This is a genomic window from Streptomyces sp. NPDC001270 (assembly GCF_042896695.1).
Lineage (GTDB): Bacteria > Actinomycetota > Actinomycetes > Streptomycetales > Streptomycetaceae > Streptomyces.
Genome location: NZ_JBIAXM010000003.1, coordinates 189,204 through 204,962 on the forward strand (window position 1 = coordinate 189,204; position 15,759 = coordinate 204,962).

Consider the following 15,759-nt stretch of genomic DNA (forward strand, 5'->3'; position numbering starts at 1 on the left):
CGGTCCGGGCCGGGGCGGGGCGTCGTGCCTCATCCCGGCCCGTCGGACCCTTCGCCGGGCGGGTTCCCGGCCGAGATCCACTCGTGGACGACGCTCGGGGACAGACCGCCGTCGGCGGCTATGACGCGCTCGGGCACGCCACACAGCCAGGCGAGAAGCACGGCCCTGCGCAGTTCGGCCGCGCGGGTGGCAAGACCGGCCCGGTAGGCGCCCGCGGAGCCGACGGCGAGCTTCGGGGCGTCCTCCGCGAGGCGCCGGGCGGCCTTGCGGACGGTGCGTCGTGCGCTCAGTGTGTCGAGGTCGTTCATGCCGCTCTCGCCTCCCGTCGTTCCTGTTCCGTGTCGAGAGAACTCCGTTCCGTGTCGAGGGGATCGTGGTCCGTGTCGAGGGGGCCACGGCGGGTGTCCAGGGGGCCGTGGTCCGTGTCGAGGGGGCTGTGGTCCAGGTGCCAGTGCAGGTCCCGTACGCCGGGTTCCAGGGAGAGCCGGGCGATGTGCCGCTCCAGGCTGCGGGCGGGGTCGCCGGTGACGCAGACACCGGCGCGCAGGGCGGTGGTGTCCTCGCCGTCGCGCAGCACCCGCAGCCCGGTGGGGGCCAGCCCGTCTCCGGTGAGGGCCTGGGTGAGCAGCGCGCGGACGTGGGTCTCGTCCGCGCGGTCGCAGACCAGGTGGACGCTCGCGCGCACGCCCTCGGTGTCGGGGTCGCGCTGCGGCAGCCGGTCGATCAGCCGGCCGGCCGGACGCAGCAGCAGGTGGACGCCGAGGACGACGGCCGTACCGATCGCGCACAGCGCCAGCCGGCCGGAAGCGGCCAGCACGCCGACGGCCGCCGAACACCACAGTGTGGCGGCCGTGTTGAGGCCGCGGACGCCGCCGCCCTGGCGCAGGATGACTCCGGCGCCGAGGAAGCCGATGCCGGACACGACGTAGGACGCGACCCGGGTGGGGCTGCCGGTGTCACCGACGGCCACGCTGTAGAGGACGAACAGCGTGGCCCCGGCGGCTACGAGCGCGCTGGTGCGCAGTCCTGCCATGCGGGCGCGCCACTGGCGCTCGACGCCGATCAGGGCGCCGCAGCTGACGCCCACCGCGAGCCGCAGCAGGAATTCGACAGTGGTCAGGTTCGCCATGGGAACCTCCCCTCCCCCGTCGTGACGGGGCAGGTCGAGGGCATGGCAGCCGCCGGTGCGGGGCGGGGGGCTACCGGATGCCCGAGGAGCGGGGGGACATGGGAATGCGGGGCCCGGTATGGCCGGGACTGCTACTACCGCTGCTGCGATCCATGTCGCTCACCTCCTCCTCGGTCGGCGGCGCCCGGTCCTCCCGGGCGTCCGGCACCCTCCATACTTGCACAGCGATGCAAATTCTGCCCGTCCTTGTCGCAGATCGCGCCGGGTGGCCCTGCCCGGGTCGTCGCGCCGCGGGCCGGGGCGCGGTGGTGCGGGGAGGCGACGGCGCGAACCGCGGCACACGGTCCGGTCCGGGCGCCCAGATGGCGCGGGGGCGGAGTACGGCGCGATCCTCTCGCACCACCGGTCGCCGCTTCAGTCAGGGCGTGTGGCGTGGGGTGAGAGTCCGTGACGACCGGGCGGGCCGGCCGCGGTCATTCCTCGCGGGGCCTGCTGATCCGCCCGCCGAGTCCGACGTTCGCCCGCAGCCAGGCGGCGAGCGCCTCGGTGAGTCCGTCCGAGCGCTCGGTCTCGTCGCCCTTGCGCATCGCCATGACCCGCTCGACGGCCTGCCGGTGGTAGTCGCGCACCACGGCGGCGGCCTGTGCCGGATCCCGGGTGGCGACGGCCTCCACGATCTCCAGCCGGGCGGGCTGCAAGCGCCCCGCGACCCGGCCCCAGTCGCCGCCCTCGCCGCCGGACATCTTGACCGCGAGCCCGATCTGCACCTCGGAGATGAACCGGCACAGCGCGGCGAGCAGCGGGTTGTGGGAGATGTCGGCGAGGGTGGCGAAGAACCGCTGCAACGCCGTGGCGGAATCCTCCACGTTCTGCGCCTCGGCGATCCGCCCGGCGGCCTCGCGCAGCCCGGCGATCTCCTCGTCCGAGGCCCGCTCGGCGGCGAGTTCGGCGGCGAACGCGTTGAGCACGCCGAGCAGGCCCAGCACCTCCCGTGCGCTGACCTTCTCCACCTGGACGACCGAGGCGATGGACAGGGCGAGCAGGGTGTCGCCCTGCGCGGTGACCGTGGCCCGACTGCCGTTACGACTGCTGACCAGACCCATCGCGGTCAGCACCCGGATCGACTCGCGGATCGTGGGACCGCTGACGTCGTACTGGGCGGCCAGTTCACGTTCGGCCGGCAGCCGCGAACCGTCCGGCAGGGCACCACTGAGGATCTGCTCTCGCAGGTCCTCGACGATCTGGTCGGCCACCCTGCCGCGGAACACCTTCGCAGGCGTACGAGGCGTGGACATGTCACTCCCCCTGGATCTCCCGAGCCGGGCGGTGAAACGACTCGGGACCATGACGACCCCCTCACCCTAACCTACTTAGTAGGTACCCGCAAGGCATCGGCCTCCATATTTCCACACGCAGCCGACCGATCCCGAAAAGCTCGTCACCTACCTTGACACAAACCTACCAAGAAGCTTTCTTGATGGAGCCGAGAAGGTTTCTTGGTCGAGCGATGGCACGGGCCGCGCGACAGACGGAGGCCAGCGATGAGGATCGCGCCGTACGACGAGAACGCGTTCACGACGGACCGTCCGCGGGGGTCGGTGTCCTTCGGGGAGACCCCCGAGAACCCCCAAAACCCCAAGAACGCCGAGAACCCCAAGAACCCGGGCAACGGCTGACCCCGAACCGGCCGACGCCCCGGAAAACCGCCGCCACGACGACCGCCCGCTCCCACCTCGAACCGACCGACCGCCCGCCGGACAGACAAAAAGGTCGGGCCGTCGACCTCACCCCGCCCTCCTCCGCACGACGCTCGCGCATGTCCGCACTTCCCGGAGAACGCCGCCGGAGCGGATCGAACGGGCCCGGGAGTGGATCAAGATCGTCGGGCTTGACGGGTTCGAGAACCACTATCCCCGGCAGTTGTCCGGCGGCATGCAGAAACGCTGCTCCATCGCGCGCACCATGGTCTACGAGCCCGAAGTACTGCTCATGGACGAGCCCTTCGGCGCGCTCGACGCGATCACCAAGACGACGATGCAGAAGACCGTGCTGGACCTGTGGCAGCGGCGGCAGACGTCGGTGGTCTTCATCACCCATGACCTGACCGAGGCGATCGCCCTGTCCGACCGGGTCGCGGTCATGACCGGTCGTCCCGGCCGGATCCGGCGCACGGTGGACATTCCGCTCGCGCGTCCCCGTGACGTCTACAACATCACCGATCTGAAGAGTTTTCAGGAGCTGCGCCACGAGCTGTGGAGCCTGCTCGAAACCGATCTGGATTCCTGAGGACAAGGAGGGCGCGATGACGATCGTCGACGGTCAGGAGCCAGTCGCCATGCGACGGGGGCGGGTGGTCCGGCAGAAGTCCGGCGGCCACGCGCGGGGTCGGCACGGCCGGCTCGTCCTGCTCGGACAGCTCGGTGTGGTCCTGCTGATCCTGGCGCTCTGGCAGCTCGTCAGCGGGCGGCTGATCGACTACTTCCTGATCAGCAACCCGGTCGACGTGGTGGCCAAGCTGGTCGACGTCCTCGGGGACGGCGACATGCACCGGCACATCCTGGTGACCGCCCAGGAGCTGGTCCTGGGCTGGGCACTCGGCGCGTCGACCGGTGCCGTGCTGGGCTGGGCGCTCGGTGCGGTGAAGATCGTGGGGGAGATCCTGGAGCCGATACTGAACGCGATCAACGGCATTCCGAAGGTCGCGCTGGCGCCGATGTTCCTGCTCTGGTTCGGCCTGGGCATCGGCTCGAAGATCGCGATCGCCAGCATGATCGTGTTCTTCCTGGTCTTCTTCAACGTCTACTCCGGCATGCGCAACGTGCCCCAGCCGCTCGTCGAGGTGGCGCGGGCCATGGGCGCGTCCCGGCTGTACGTGGTGCGCAAGGTGGTCGTCCCGTCGGTGGCCGTACCGCTGTTCGCCGGTCTGAAGGCCGGGGTGTCGTTCGCGATGATCGGCGTCATCGCCGGCGAGTTCATCTCGGCCGACGAGGGACTCGGCTACTACTCGATGACGTCGACCCAGCAGTTCGACCCGTCGGGGCTGTTCGCCGCGCTGGTGATCATCGTGGCGATGGTGGTGCTCGCCAGCTCGGTCATCGGTGTCTTCGAGCGGCGCGCGCTGAAGTGGCAGCGGGACTGAGAGACGCGCCTCGGCCCGGGTCCCGGACCGGCCCGGTGCGGCTGCCGACACCGCCGCACCGGGCCGGTCCCGGCGCTCCACACGGACAGGGAGATCGGACCGCTGGTCACCCGGGTCACCCAGGATGCACACACGCGGCCGGCCGACAGCCCCGGCCTCGGGTCCATGGCGGCCGAGACAGCCACCATGCGGCACCTGTGGAAGTCCGAAGGAGGACCGGACGAGGCCGAGGCCGGACCTGGTCCTGTCGTCGCTCGGGGCGTCAGCTGCGGCGCCGACGTCCTCGGCCGGCTCACCGGTCGGCACCTTCGGTGCCGGACCCGCCGGTGTTTTCAGAGTCGGCCGGCACCCTGCGAACGGCGCGGCGGTCGGCACCGCTCAGGGCTCCCCCGTTCACCCCCGCACAACGTACGATCCGGCTGCCACGCCGAGGCCGGCCGTGCTCAGGCCAAGAAGCTCAGCCGCACCTGGCGGTTCGGGTTGTCCCGGTTGGTGTCCACCAGGCACACGGACTGCCACGTGCCCAGTTCCAGGCGTCCGCCCAGCACCGGCAGGGTCGCGTGGGGAGGGACGATCGCCGGGAGGACGTGGTCGCGGCCGTGGCCGGGGCTGCCGTGGCGGTGCCGCCAGCGGTCGTCGGCGGGAAGCAGCGTGCGCAGGGCGGCCAGCAGGTCGTCGTCGCTGCCGGCGCCGGTCTCGATGACGGCGATCCCCGCGGTGGCGTGCGGTACGAAGAGGTTGAGCAGGCCGTCGCGGCCGGCCGCGGCCTCGCGCAGGAAGGTCTCGCAGTCGCCGGTGAGGTCGACGACCCGCTCCCGGGAGCCGGTGGCGACGTTCAGCACCCGGGTGGTGAAGGCATCTGGCATGCCCCCATCCTGACCCATGGGCCGGCTCCGGGTCGCCCGCCGCCCGCAGGGACCCGTCGCGGCGAGCCCGGCGGCGGGGCCTCCCGCCGACCGGCCGCCGGGAAGATCCGCGCCCGCACCGCTGTTGGTACGGCCGTGGACAGCGAGCGCGAGGTCGAGACGGTCGTCATAGGCGCTGGACAGGCGGGCCTGTCCAGCGCCTATCACCTGCGGCGCACCGGCTTCGAGCCGGACCGCGACTTCGTGGTGCTGGACCACTCCCCCGCACCCGGCGGCGCCTGGCAGTTCCGCTGGCCGTCGCTGACGTACGGCAGGGTGCACGGGATGCACTCGCTGCCGGGGATGGAGCTGACCGGCGCCGATCCGGCCCGGCCGTCGGCGGAGGTCATCGGCGGTTACTTCGACAGCTACGAGCGCACGTTCGGTCTGCGGGTACGGCGGCCCGTGGACGTCCGTGCGGTACGCGAGGGGGCGGACGGCCGGCTGCTCGTCGAGACCTCGGACGGCACCTGGTCGACGCGGACGCTGATCAGTGCCACCGGCACCTGGGACCGGCCGTTCTGGCCGGTCTATCCGGGACAGGAGACCTTCCGCGGACGGCAGTTGCACACCGCGCATTACGCGGGGCCCGAGGAGTTCGCCGGGCAGCGGGTGGTCGTGGTGGGCGGCGGCGCGTCCGGCACCCAGCACCTCCTGGAGATCGCGCCGTACGCGACCGCCACCACATGGGTCACCCGGCGGCCACCGGTCTTCCGGGAGGGCCCGTTCGACGAGGGTGCGGGCCGCTCCGCGGTCGCGCTGGTCGAGGAACGGGTCCGGCAGGGGCTGCCGCCCCGCAGCGTGGTCTCGGTCACGGGCCTGCCGCTCAACGACGCCATCCGGCAGGGGCTGCGGGACGGCGTCCTGGACCGGCAGCCGATGTTCGACCGGATCACCCCGGACGGCGTCGAGTGGCTGGACTCACCGGAACACGGTGGCGGGCGGCACGTCGACGCCGACGTCATCCTGTGGGCGACGGGATTCCGGGCCGCCCTCGACCATCTGGCGCCGCTCCGGCTGCGCGAACCGGGCGGCGGGATCCGTGTCGAGGGGACCCGGGTGGCCGCCGATTCGCGGATCCACCTGGTCGGCTACGGTCCGTCGGCGAGCACCATCGGCGCCAACCGGGCGGGACGCGCGGCCGTACGGGACATCAGGCGGCTGCTGGCCACCGAGGCTGCCGCCGCGTGACGTCCCGGCTGCTCAGGTCGGTGACTGCGCGGCAGGAGACTGCGCCGCGGTCCTGCTCGGGCTCTGCTGCGGCTGACCGCTCTTGTGCTGCTGTGCGTTGAACTCCGCGACGTTGCGCTGGTGCTCCGTGTAGTCGGAGGTGAAGCGGGTGTCGCCGGGCTTGACCGTGACAAAGTACAGCCAGTCGCCGGGAGTCGGGGTGAGCGTGGCGCGCATCGCCGTCTCGCCCGGGTTGTCGATCGGCGTGGGCGGCAGGCCCATGCGCTGGTAGGAGTTGTAGGGGCTGTCGATGCGGGTGTCGTCCGAGCTGGTGCGGATCGTGTGGCGGCGCAGCGCGTAGTTGATGGTGGAGTCCATCTGGAGCGGCATGCCGCGCGCCAGCCGGTTGAGCACGACCCGGGCGACCTTCCCCATGTCGTTCCTGGTGGATGCCTCGGCCTGGACGATGCTCGCGATGGTGACCGCCTGGTAGACGTTCATCGCGTTGCGCTGCGGACCGGCCGCGGCGGGGGCGCCGTTGAACTTGTCGTTCGCGGCGTCGACCATCGTCTGGAGCAGTGACTCGGGGGTGGCGCCCTTCACGACGGAATACGTGGCCGGGAAGAGATAGCCCTCCGGGTTGCCCTCGGCGTCGTGCGGCAGTTTGAGACCGGCCTTGCCGATGGTCTTGGCGGTGGAGCCGACGGGCAGGGCGAGCACCTTGTCGACGGCTTCGTAGACCTGGCTCGCTCGCCAGCCCTCCGGGATCACCAGGCTCACGGGCTTGGACGGCTCGTCGCCCAGGGTCAGCAGCGGCACCGCCACGGCGGTGCCGGCCACGACGGCGCCGGTCACGACAAGGACGAGCTTGCCCCGGCGCGTCAGTCGAATCGTGCTCCGTGACGGAGTGTTCATCTGCATGCGGGCACGTTAACCCGCATACACCCGCAAACCTGGCATATCTTCAGCTTGTCGGTTCCAGTTGCGCATCCCGGCGGACCAGGGCCGCGTAGCGCCCGCCGAGCGCCAGCAGTTCCTCGTGCGTACCGCGTTCGGCCACGCGCCCGGAATCCAGGACCACGATCTGGTCGGCTCCCCGGACGGTGGAGAGGCGGTGCGCGATGGTGAGGGTCGTCCGGTTGGCGGACAGGGCGTCGATGGCCTCCTGGACGGCGTGTTCGGTGCGGGTGTCCAGCGCGCTGGTCGCCTCGTCGAGGATGAGGACCGGCGGGTCGCGCAGGATGGTGCGGGCGATGGCCAGCCGCTGCTTCTCCCCGCCGGAGAAACGGTGGCCGCGTTCGCCGACGACCGTGTCGTATCCGTCGGGCAGCGCCGCGATGTGGTCGTGGATCTGGGCCGCCTTGGCCGCCGTGTACAACTCCTCGTCGGTGGCGTCCGGCTTGGCGAAGCGGAGGTTGCCGGCGACCGAGGCGTGGAAGAGGTACGTCTCCTGCGAGACGACGCCGACCGCCCGGGCGAGCGTGTCGAAGTCGAGGTCGCGCACGTCGACGCCGTCCAGGGTGACCCGGCCCCCGGTGACGTCGTAGAGCCGCGGCACCAGATAGCCGAGCGTGGACTTGCCGGCGCCGGTCGGGCCGACGATCGCCAGGCTGCCGCCGGCGGGGACGGTGACGTCGATGCCGTCCAGCACGGGGCCGTCCTTGGCCTCGTAGCGGAACTCGACCTCCTCGAACCGCACCTCGCCCTTGACCTGGTCGAGGTGGACGGGCCGGTCCCGCTCGGTGATGTCGATCGGCAGGTCGAGGTATTCGAAGATGCGCTGGAAGAGGGCGAGCGAGGTCTGGATCTGGACACCGGTCGCCAGCAGGCTCACGGCCGGCCGGAAGAGGCCCTGCTGGAGCGAGACGAAGGCGACGATGGTGCCGATGGAGACCTGGGGTCCGCCCAGTTGGAGCGTCATCCCCGCGGCCCAGTAGATGACGGCCGGCATCGCGGCCATGACGATGGTGATCACGGCCATGCGCCAGCGTCCGGCCATGCTGGACCGCACCTCCAGGTCGACGAGTTGCTCGGACTCACCGGCGAAGGACCGGGTGAGGGAGTCGGCGCGGCCCATCGTGCGGCCCAGCAGGATGCCGCTGACGGACAGCGACTCGGTGACGGTGGCGGCCATGGCGGCCATCTGCTTCTGGCGCTGGGTGGTGATCCGCTTGCGTTCGTTGCCGACGCGGCGGCCGATCCACACGAACACCGGGAGCAGGACCAGCGAGACGGTGGTCAGCCGCCAGTCGAGGGCGGCCATCGCGACGATCGTGGCGACCACCCCGGTCAGATTGGACACCAGGGAGGTCGCGGTGGAGGTGACGGTGGCCTGCATGCCGCCGATGTCGTTGGCGATGCGGGACTGCACCTCGCCGGTGCGGGTGCGGGTGAAGAAGGCGAGCGACATGCGCTGGAGACCGCCGTAGACGGCGGTGCGCAGATCGTGCATGACGCGCTGACCGACGGTCGTCGAGATCAGTGTCTGCAGCACACCGAAGACGCTGTTGAGGACGGCGCTGAGGATCATACCGAGCGCGAGCAGGCTCAGCAGACCGGTACGGCCCTGCGGAATCGCGACGTCAAGGGTCTCCTTCAGCAGGAACGGCGTGGCGACGGACACCAGCGACGAGGCGCCGACCAGCAGGCCGACGATCGCGAGCCGCCCGCGGTAGGGGCGGAAGAGCGCCAGGATGCGGCGCACCTGCCGAGGCCGGTCCTTCGCGTCGGCAGGCGGTGTCCAGGAGGGGGTGCGGTCGGGTTGCATGGGCTCCTACGGAGGTGAGGGTGCCGGCCCGAGGAGCGGCCGGCGACGACTGGAGGATCTTAGCTCATTGTTACCTATACTCACAATGAACGGACTCCTGATATTGTTCCCGCATGACCACCCCCGACCCCGAGGGCCGGCTCGCCGAGCAGCTGCTGCGCCTCACCCGCCGGGTCCACCGCATCCAGAAGCACCATCTGGAGCGCCGTGACCTGGGCGTCACCCCGGCCCAGTCCCGGCTGCTGCGCACCCTTGCGCACTACGCCTCACCGCCGCGCATGGCGGACCTCGCCGAGCGCCTGGAGGTGGTGCCGCGCGCGGTGACGACACTGGTCGACGGGTTGGAGGCGAACGGCATGGTGCGCCGGGCACCGGATCCGACGAACCGCCGGGTGACCCGGATCGAGCTGACCGACGACGGGCGCGCGACGCTCGGGGAACTGCGCGCCGCACGCCGGTCGGCGGCGGAGGAGATCCTGGCCCCGCTCTCCGCCGAGCAGCGCGACCTGCTCGGCGGACTGCTCGACACCCTCCTCGACGGCGCAGTCGCCCAGCGCTGCTGAACCCTCGGGTCGGTGCCGGGCCCGTCCGGCAAGGACGTGCGGCAACCGGGCGCGGCCGCGGGGCCGGTCGGAGGCGGCCCGCCCGTCCGGGACGGTGGCCGCCTGCCGGGGATGACGGGCCGGTACGGGACGGTGGCCGCGTCGCCCCCTGCGCACCGCCCCCGCGGCAGCGGCCGTCACTCCAGTACGGCCGTCATTCACCAGCAGCCGTCACTCACCAGTGTCTGTCACTCGGCAACGGCCGTCACCCACCAGCAGCCGTCGCTCAGCAACGGCTGTGGCTCAGCAACGGCTGCCGTCCTCGGTGAGCACCCCTTGGACTGTCGTCAGCGAGCGGTCGTAGCAGCCGTGCGAGCCGGACAGCCGGTAGCGTTCGCTCGTCGTACCGACCGCGTGCCGCTGGTCACGGGGCACGTTCAGGGTGTAGGTCGCGTCGCCGGAGTAGGTGTCGTCGAACCGCGACCACGAGAGGCGCCGACCGCCCAGGCCGGCCTCCACCGACGCCCGGTCGCCGAGGGTGAGAACCGTGCGCAGCCGGTCGTCCGCTCCGATGGTCGTCGCGCCGTCCATCGTGTACGTCCGGTCCGTACGCGTGGTCCGGGCCACCCCGTCGGCGCCGACGGTGACGGACTCCCTGTCCGTCCAGGTGGCGTCGAGCCCGTCCGTCGTCTCACCGTCGGTCCAGCGGTGCGCGGAGGTGTTCGCCAGGGTACGGCTGACGGTGGTCGTCACCCGGCCGTGCGAGGTGTCCAGGTACCCCGCGACGGCCAACCGGTGACCGGCCCGGGTGTCCACCCGGTGCTCCACGGAACCGGGCGTGTACGTGGAGGAGTTGACGAGGTCGGTCACCCGGTGCGTGGTGAGTCCGCCGGTGACCCGGGTGCGGTGCGGGTCCTGCCAGACGAGGACGTTCACCGGCGCGCTCCAGCCGGACTGCCCTTCGGGGACACCGTCCACGGATATCTCGACCCGGTGCGGACGGCCGTCGTTGAGCAACCCGGCGAACGGGGTCAGGTCGTACTCGACCGGCCGCACGTCGAAGGCGCGTGGGCCCGGAATCACGTACCAGAGGAAGGGGTTGGACCAGCCACCGGTCCATACGTTCGGGAACGGCGCTGCGATCCCCGCCAGTTGGCCGTCGACCTTGATCTGCACCTCACGGTAGGGGCCCCGGTCGGCCTTGCAGGAGTACGGAGCGGGGTCGGCCACGGTCAGGTACCAGAACTCCTCGCAACCGCCCCCGGATCCGGTGGCATACACCTCGGCGAGGATGCGCTCGCTGTTGCGCGGAGTGGTGAGGGTGGTGCCCTGGCCGGTGTCGGTGTCGGTGAGGGTGAGGACCCGGTCCGGTGTGGCCGCGGCCCTGCCCGCGTAGAAGGTCAGGGTGACCTTGACGTCGATGACACCGGTGTAAGTGTCGTCCACGACGTTCCCGATGAGCATCTCGACGTCCTGGGGATCGCTGAAGGTGTCGCTGTAGCGGGTCACGTCCTTCTCCATGGACCACTCGATACCGTCCGGCGAGGGCTCCGGCGTGGAAGTGCGCAGGATCTCGACCCCGCCGACGTGCAGATAGCCCAGCCGGTCGTACTGACGCCCCCGCACCTTGCCGTCGAGGCGCAGCACGACCTTGCTCCAGCGGTCACCGCAACCGCGCGGTGGCGTGTACGCGCCCCGGTACGGCGTGAAGTCGCGGAACTGGACCTCCGCGAGCGTGACCCGGCAGGATCTGGCATCCGGAACGGCGACCGGGGGCGCGGCGGTCACCGGGTCGTGCCAGTCGGTGCCGAACTCGGCCGGGACGTCGGCCGGAGCCTCGGCCGGGGCGGGCACCCGGGGCTGGGCCGGGATGTGTGCCCGAGCCGGGAGGATCCGGGCCGAGGCCACCGGGGAGCCGAGGAGGACGCTCGCCAGGAGGACCACCCCTGCGAGCATGCACATGACTATGCGTCTTCTCATGGCCGGTGTTCTACGGGGCGGTCGGCCGTCTCGGCAATGCCGCGTCCAGCCGGACGAGGCCGCGCGGTCCCTTCCACCGACAGGCTTGTCCGTTTCCCGCGCCACCGTGGAAAAACCCCTTGATTTTCGCCGTGCACCGACGCGAGCCTTGCACGGTTTGCTGCCGCCGCTCCTGTCCTCACCCCCGTCCGATTCCGCCCTGACACGAACCACTGGGACCTCATGCAGATCCAAGACCTTCCGTATCCCGACCCGGGTGTGCCGGACGCACGCTCGGGCCCCCGATTCCTGTGGTGGCTGGGGCGCAATCAACTGGGTGGCCAGCTGAAGGCGCTGGCCTGGGGCCTGCTCCATTTCACCTCCGTCTCGTCGTTGCCGTTCTGCGTGGGCCTCGCCGTCCAGGCCGTCGTCGACCGCTCGGGCACCCGGCTCGCCCTGGCCGGCCTGCTGATGGCGGTCTGCGGGATCGGCGTCGCGGTGGGTGACACCTTCCTGCACCGCGCCGCCGTCACCAACTGGATCACCGCCGCCGCCCGCGTCCAGCAACTGCTCGCCCGCAAGGCCGCCCTGCTGGGTTCGGGGCTGACCCGGCGGGTCGCGGCCGGTGAGGTGGTGGCCGTCTCGACCGGCGATGTCGAGAAGATCGGCTGGTTCGTCGAAGCCGTCTCCCGCTTCACCGCAGCCGCCCTGACGGTCGTCCTGGTCTGCGTGGGCCTGCTCGTCTACCAGCCCGCTCTCGGCGTCCTCGTGGCGGTCGGCCTGCCCTTGCTGGCCCTCGCGGTCCTGCCGCTGCTGCCCCGGGCCACCCGGCGCGCCGATCTCCAACGCGAGAAGGCGGGTCGGGCGACGGAACTGGCCTCGGACACCGTCGCAGGACTGCGGGTGCTGCGCGGCATCGGCGGCGAGGAACTGTTCCTCGACCGCTACCGGCGCGCCTCGCAGGACGTACGGCACGCCGCCGTACGCAGCGCCCGGATGTGGTCCCTGATCGCGGCACTCCAGGTGCTGCTGCCGGGCCTGCTGCTGGTCGCGGTCGTCTGGCACGGCATCGGCCTCGCCCGCCAGGGCCGCATCGACGTCGGCGAACTGGTCACCGTCTACAGCGCGGTGATGATCCTCGCCTACCCGCTGCAGCACTTCCAGGAGATCGCCATGGCGTACTCCTTCTCCCGCCCGTCGGCCGAGCGGGCCTCCCGCGTGCTGTCCCTGGAGCGGCATACGGACGCCGGCGGATCACGCGCGGCCGAGGTGCCCAGCGGTGATCTGTACGACCCGGCCACCGGCCTGCTCGCGCCGGCCGGCCTGCTCACCGCCGTGGTGTGCGGCGACCCGGACGCGGCGGGACGGCTCGCCGAACGGCTGGGCGGCCATCCGGCCGAACCGGGCCCCTCGGTACTGCTCGGCGGCGTACCGCTCGACGAACTCCCCCTCGACAGCGCCCGCACCGCCGTCCTGGTCCAGGACAAGGATCCGGTCCTGCTGTCCGGCACGCTCCGCGACCTCCTCGACGTACCCGCGTCCGCCGGCGTCCGCGCCAAGGACGCGCTGGCGGCCGCGCAGTGCGGCGACGTACTGGAAACCCTCGTCGAGGGGTCCGCGGACACGCGGGATCCCATGGACGCCCGGATCACGGAACGGGGACGGTCGCTGTCCGGCGGCCAGCGCCAGCGGCTCGCGCTGGCCCGGTCGCTGATCACCGACCCCGAGGTGCTCGTCCTGGACGAGCCGACCTCCGCCGTCGACTCGCACACCGAGGCGCGGATCGCGGAGGGCGTGCGGAAGCTGCGGACGGGACGTACGACGGTGGTGTTCACCTCGTCGCCGCTCCTCCTGGACCGCGCGGACCGGGTCGCGCTGGTGCACGGCGGCGAGCTGACGGCCGTCGGCGCGCACCGCGATCTGCTGCGCACGGAGCCTCGGTACCGGGCCGTCGTGACCCGCGAGACGGAGGACGAGCCGGTGGCGCTCGGGGCTCGGGACGACCGAGACGACCGGGACGACCGGGACGACCCGCGGGATCCGCTGGACGACGAAGCCGCCCTGCCGGGCGTCCTTGAAGAGATCGAGGAGAGCGCATGATCGGCGTTGCGCCACCGGCGTACGACCCGGCGGCCCCGACGACCGCCACCACCCTGCCCGTCGGCACCGCGAGGACCGTGCGCGCCTACGTGGCCGAACTGTTCCGGCGGCACCGCCGCGCCTTCCTGCTCCTCATGGCCGTCAACACGATGGCCGTGGTCTCCTCCATGGCGGGCCCGTACCTCCTCGGCGGACTCGTGCAGCGGGTGTCCGACGGGGCACGGGAACTGCATCTGGGCCTGACCGCCGGGCTGTTCGTGCTCGCGCTCGCCGTACAGGCCGTGTTCGTGCGCGAGGTGCGGCTGCGCGGCGCGGTGCTCGGTGAGCGGATGCTGGCCGACCTGCGCGAGGACTTCCTCGTCCGTTCGGTCGGGCTGCCGCCCGGCGTCCTGGAACGCGCCGGCACCGGCGACCTGCTCTCCCGCATCACCACGGACATCGACCGGCTGGCCAATGCCATGCGCGAGGCCGTGCCGCAGCTGTCGATCGGCGTCGTCTGGGTGGCGCTGCTGCTCGCCGGACTCGTCGTCACGGCGCCGCCGCTGGCTGCGGCCGTCCTGCTCGCCGTGCCGCTGCTGGTGATCGGCTGCCGCTGGTACTTCAAACGGGCCCCGTCCGGCTACCGCTCGGAGGCCGCCGGATACGCCGCCGTGGCCGCCGCGCTCGCCGAGACCGTCGACGCCGGCCGCACCGTCGAGGCCCACCGTCTGGGCGCCCGGCGCATCGCCCTGTCGGAACGCCGGATCAAGGAATGGACCGCGTGGGAGCGGTACACCCTCTGGCTGCGCTCCGTGCTCTTTCCGGTCATCAGCCTCACCCACGTGGTGGTGCTCGGCTCGGTCCTGATGGCCGGCGGGGTCTTCGTCCTGCGGGGCTGGATCGGAGTGGGCCAGCTGACCACGGGTGCGCTCATCGCGCAGATGCTCGTCGATCCGGTCAACCTGATCCTGCGCTGGTACGACGAGGTGCAGGTCGCCCAGGTGTCGCTGGCGCGCCTGGTCGGGGTGCGGGAGATCGAGCCGGAAGCCGGGGACGCCGAGCTGGCCCCCGAAGGCCGGGACGTACACGCGGACCAGGTGCACTTCGGCTACCGCGAGGGTGTCGACGTCCTGCGCGAGGTGTCGCTCTCGGTCGCGCCCGGCACCCGGCTCGCCCTGGTCGGTCCCTCGGGTGCGGGCAAGTCCACCCTGGGCAGACTGCTCGCGGGCATCTACGGGCCCCGCAACGGCCGGATCACCCTGGGCGGCGCCGAGCTGTCCCGGATGACCGCCGAACGCGTCCGCTCCCACGTCGCCCTCGTCAATCAGGAGCACCACGTGTTCGTGGGCACCCTGCGCGACAACCTGCTGCTCGCCCGCACCGACGCCGCGGACGCGGAGCTGTGGGCGGCACTGGGCGCGGTCGACGCGGACGGCTGGGCGCGGGACCTGGAGGACGGGCTGGACGCCGAGGTCGGCTCGGGCGGTCTGGCGCTCACCCCGGCACAGGCCCAGCAGATCGCCCTGGCCCGACTGGTGCTGGCCGACCCGCACACCCTGGTCCTGGACGAGGCGACCTCGCTCCTCGACCCCCGGGCGGCCCGTCACCTCGAACGCTCCCTGGCCCGTGTCCTGGACGGCCGCACCGTGGTCGCCATCGCCCACCGGCTGCACACCGCGCACGACGCCGACGTCATCGCCGTCGTCGAGAACGGCCGCATCAGCGAGCTGGGCAGTCACGACGAGCTGGTCGCGGCCGACGGGGCGTACGCGGCGCTGTGGCGGTCCTGGCACGGGTGAGCGGGACACCGCGAACGGCACGAGTGGTGGAGGCGGCACCACGGACCCCGGCGTGTACGAGCAGGCCACCGCCTCGGCTCGTCCAGATGATCGGCGCACCACCGGGTGCCCTGGCACCCATGGCATCGAGGGGTGGCGAGCGGGGCAGGCGGTGGGGCGAGGCGCCCCTCCGCCGGCGGTCACGCTGCTCGGGGGAGCGGGCCGCGGGGCAGGTGGGGCGGCGGGCGCGGACGCCGGACGGGAGCCGTGGCGTTGCGCGGTCCCGAAGCG

General features: G+C 71.9%; 13 protein-coding genes and 1 pseudogene. 7 read left to right on the forward strand and 7 right to left on the reverse strand.

The window, feature by feature from the left end; translation table 11 throughout:
- Window positions 1–29 precede the first annotated feature (29 nt).
- From ACFY2B_RS07170 to ACFY2B_RS07180, 3 genes are all read right to left on the reverse strand, one after another.
- Window positions 30–308: a hypothetical protein gene (locus tag ACFY2B_RS07170; protein ID WP_390762144.1), complete on the reverse strand. Its 279-nt coding sequence runs from the start codon at window positions 306–308 to the stop codon at window positions 30–32.
- Window positions 305–1,129, reverse strand: coding sequence for an MgtC/SapB family protein (locus ACFY2B_RS07175; RefSeq protein ID WP_390762145.1), 825 nt, complete (start codon window positions 1,127–1,129; stop codon window positions 305–307). The genes ACFY2B_RS07170 and ACFY2B_RS07175 overlap by 4 nt, the downstream gene beginning before the upstream one ends.
- Before the next feature lie 473 nt (window positions 1,130–1,602).
- Window positions 1,603–2,424, reverse strand: a complete 822-nt coding sequence (locus tag ACFY2B_RS07180; RefSeq protein WP_390762146.1) for a FadR/GntR family transcriptional regulator — start codon at window positions 2,422–2,424, stop codon at window positions 1,603–1,605.
- A gap of 246 nt (window positions 2,425–2,670) precedes the next feature.
- On the opposite strand from ACFY2B_RS07180, the gene ACFY2B_RS07185 reads away from it, so the two are divergent.
- The 3 genes and pseudogenes from ACFY2B_RS07185 (at window position 2,671) to ACFY2B_RS07195 (ending at window position 4,268) form a co-directional block, all read left to right on the forward strand.
- Entirely contained in the window at window positions 2,671–2,805 is a 135-nt protein-coding gene (locus ACFY2B_RS07185; protein ID WP_390762147.1) for a hypothetical protein, read from the forward strand.
- A gap of 163 nt (window positions 2,806–2,968) precedes the next feature.
- Window positions 2,969–3,415, forward strand: a pseudogene (locus ACFY2B_RS07190) (ABC transporter ATP-binding protein); the annotation flags it as partial.
- Between the two features lie 16 nt (window positions 3,416–3,431).
- On the forward strand, window positions 3,432–4,268 hold the full coding sequence (locus ACFY2B_RS07195; protein WP_390762148.1) for an ABC transporter permease: 837 nt from the start codon (window positions 3,432–3,434) through the stop codon (window positions 4,266–4,268).
- Between the two features lie 443 nt (window positions 4,269–4,711).
- On the opposite strand, the gene ACFY2B_RS07200 is transcribed toward ACFY2B_RS07195, so the two are convergent.
- Window positions 4,712–5,134: a YjbQ family protein gene (locus ACFY2B_RS07200; RefSeq protein ID WP_376527006.1), complete on the reverse strand. Its 423-nt coding sequence runs from the start codon at window positions 5,132–5,134 to the stop codon at window positions 4,712–4,714.
- A 135-nt stretch (window positions 5,135–5,269) separates the two neighbouring features.
- Here ACFY2B_RS07200 and ACFY2B_RS07205 point away from each other — a divergent pair, with 135 nt between their 5' ends.
- Entirely contained in the window at window positions 5,270–6,364 is a 1,095-nt protein-coding gene (locus ACFY2B_RS07205) for an NAD(P)-binding domain-containing protein (protein WP_390762149.1), read from the forward strand.
- A gap of 12 nt (window positions 6,365–6,376) precedes the next feature.
- Here ACFY2B_RS07205 and mltG read toward each other — a convergent pair whose 3' ends face one another.
- Both mltG and ACFY2B_RS07215 read right to left on the reverse strand, forming a co-directional pair.
- On the reverse strand, window positions 6,377–7,264 hold the full coding sequence (gene mltG / locus ACFY2B_RS07210; protein WP_390762150.1) for an endolytic transglycosylase MltG: 888 nt from the start codon (window positions 7,262–7,264) through the stop codon (window positions 6,377–6,379).
- A 43-nt stretch (window positions 7,265–7,307) separates the two neighbouring features.
- On the reverse strand, window positions 7,308–9,110 hold the full coding sequence (locus ACFY2B_RS07215) for an ABC transporter ATP-binding protein (protein WP_390762151.1): 1,803 nt from the start codon (window positions 9,108–9,110) through the stop codon (window positions 7,308–7,310).
- A gap of 113 nt (window positions 9,111–9,223) precedes the next feature.
- Between ACFY2B_RS07215 and ACFY2B_RS07220 the strand changes: the two genes are divergently transcribed.
- Window positions 9,224–9,673: a MarR family winged helix-turn-helix transcriptional regulator gene (locus ACFY2B_RS07220; protein WP_390762152.1), complete on the forward strand. Its 450-nt coding sequence runs from the start codon at window positions 9,224–9,226 to the stop codon at window positions 9,671–9,673.
- 282 nt (window positions 9,674–9,955) lie between these two features.
- Here the strand turns inward: ACFY2B_RS07220 and ACFY2B_RS07225 are convergent, their stop codons facing one another.
- Window positions 9,956–11,632 carry a peptide-N4-asparagine amidase gene (locus ACFY2B_RS07225; protein WP_390762153.1) on the reverse strand — a complete coding sequence of 559 codons (1,677 nt, stop codon included), beginning with the start codon at window positions 11,630–11,632 and terminating at the stop codon, window positions 9,956–9,958.
- A gap of 222 nt (window positions 11,633–11,854) precedes the next feature.
- Here ACFY2B_RS07225 and ACFY2B_RS07230 point away from each other — a divergent pair, with 222 nt between their 5' ends.
- Window positions 11,855–13,711, forward strand: a complete 1,857-nt coding sequence (locus tag ACFY2B_RS07230) for an ABC transporter transmembrane domain-containing protein (protein WP_390762154.1) — start codon at window positions 11,855–11,857, stop codon at window positions 13,709–13,711.
- Window positions 13,708–15,489, forward strand: coding sequence for an ABC transporter ATP-binding protein (locus tag ACFY2B_RS07235; RefSeq protein ID WP_390762155.1), 1,782 nt, complete (start codon window positions 13,708–13,710; stop codon window positions 15,487–15,489). Before ACFY2B_RS07230 ends, ACFY2B_RS07235 begins: the two co-directional genes overlap by 4 nt.
- Window positions 15,490–15,759 lie beyond the last annotated feature (270 nt).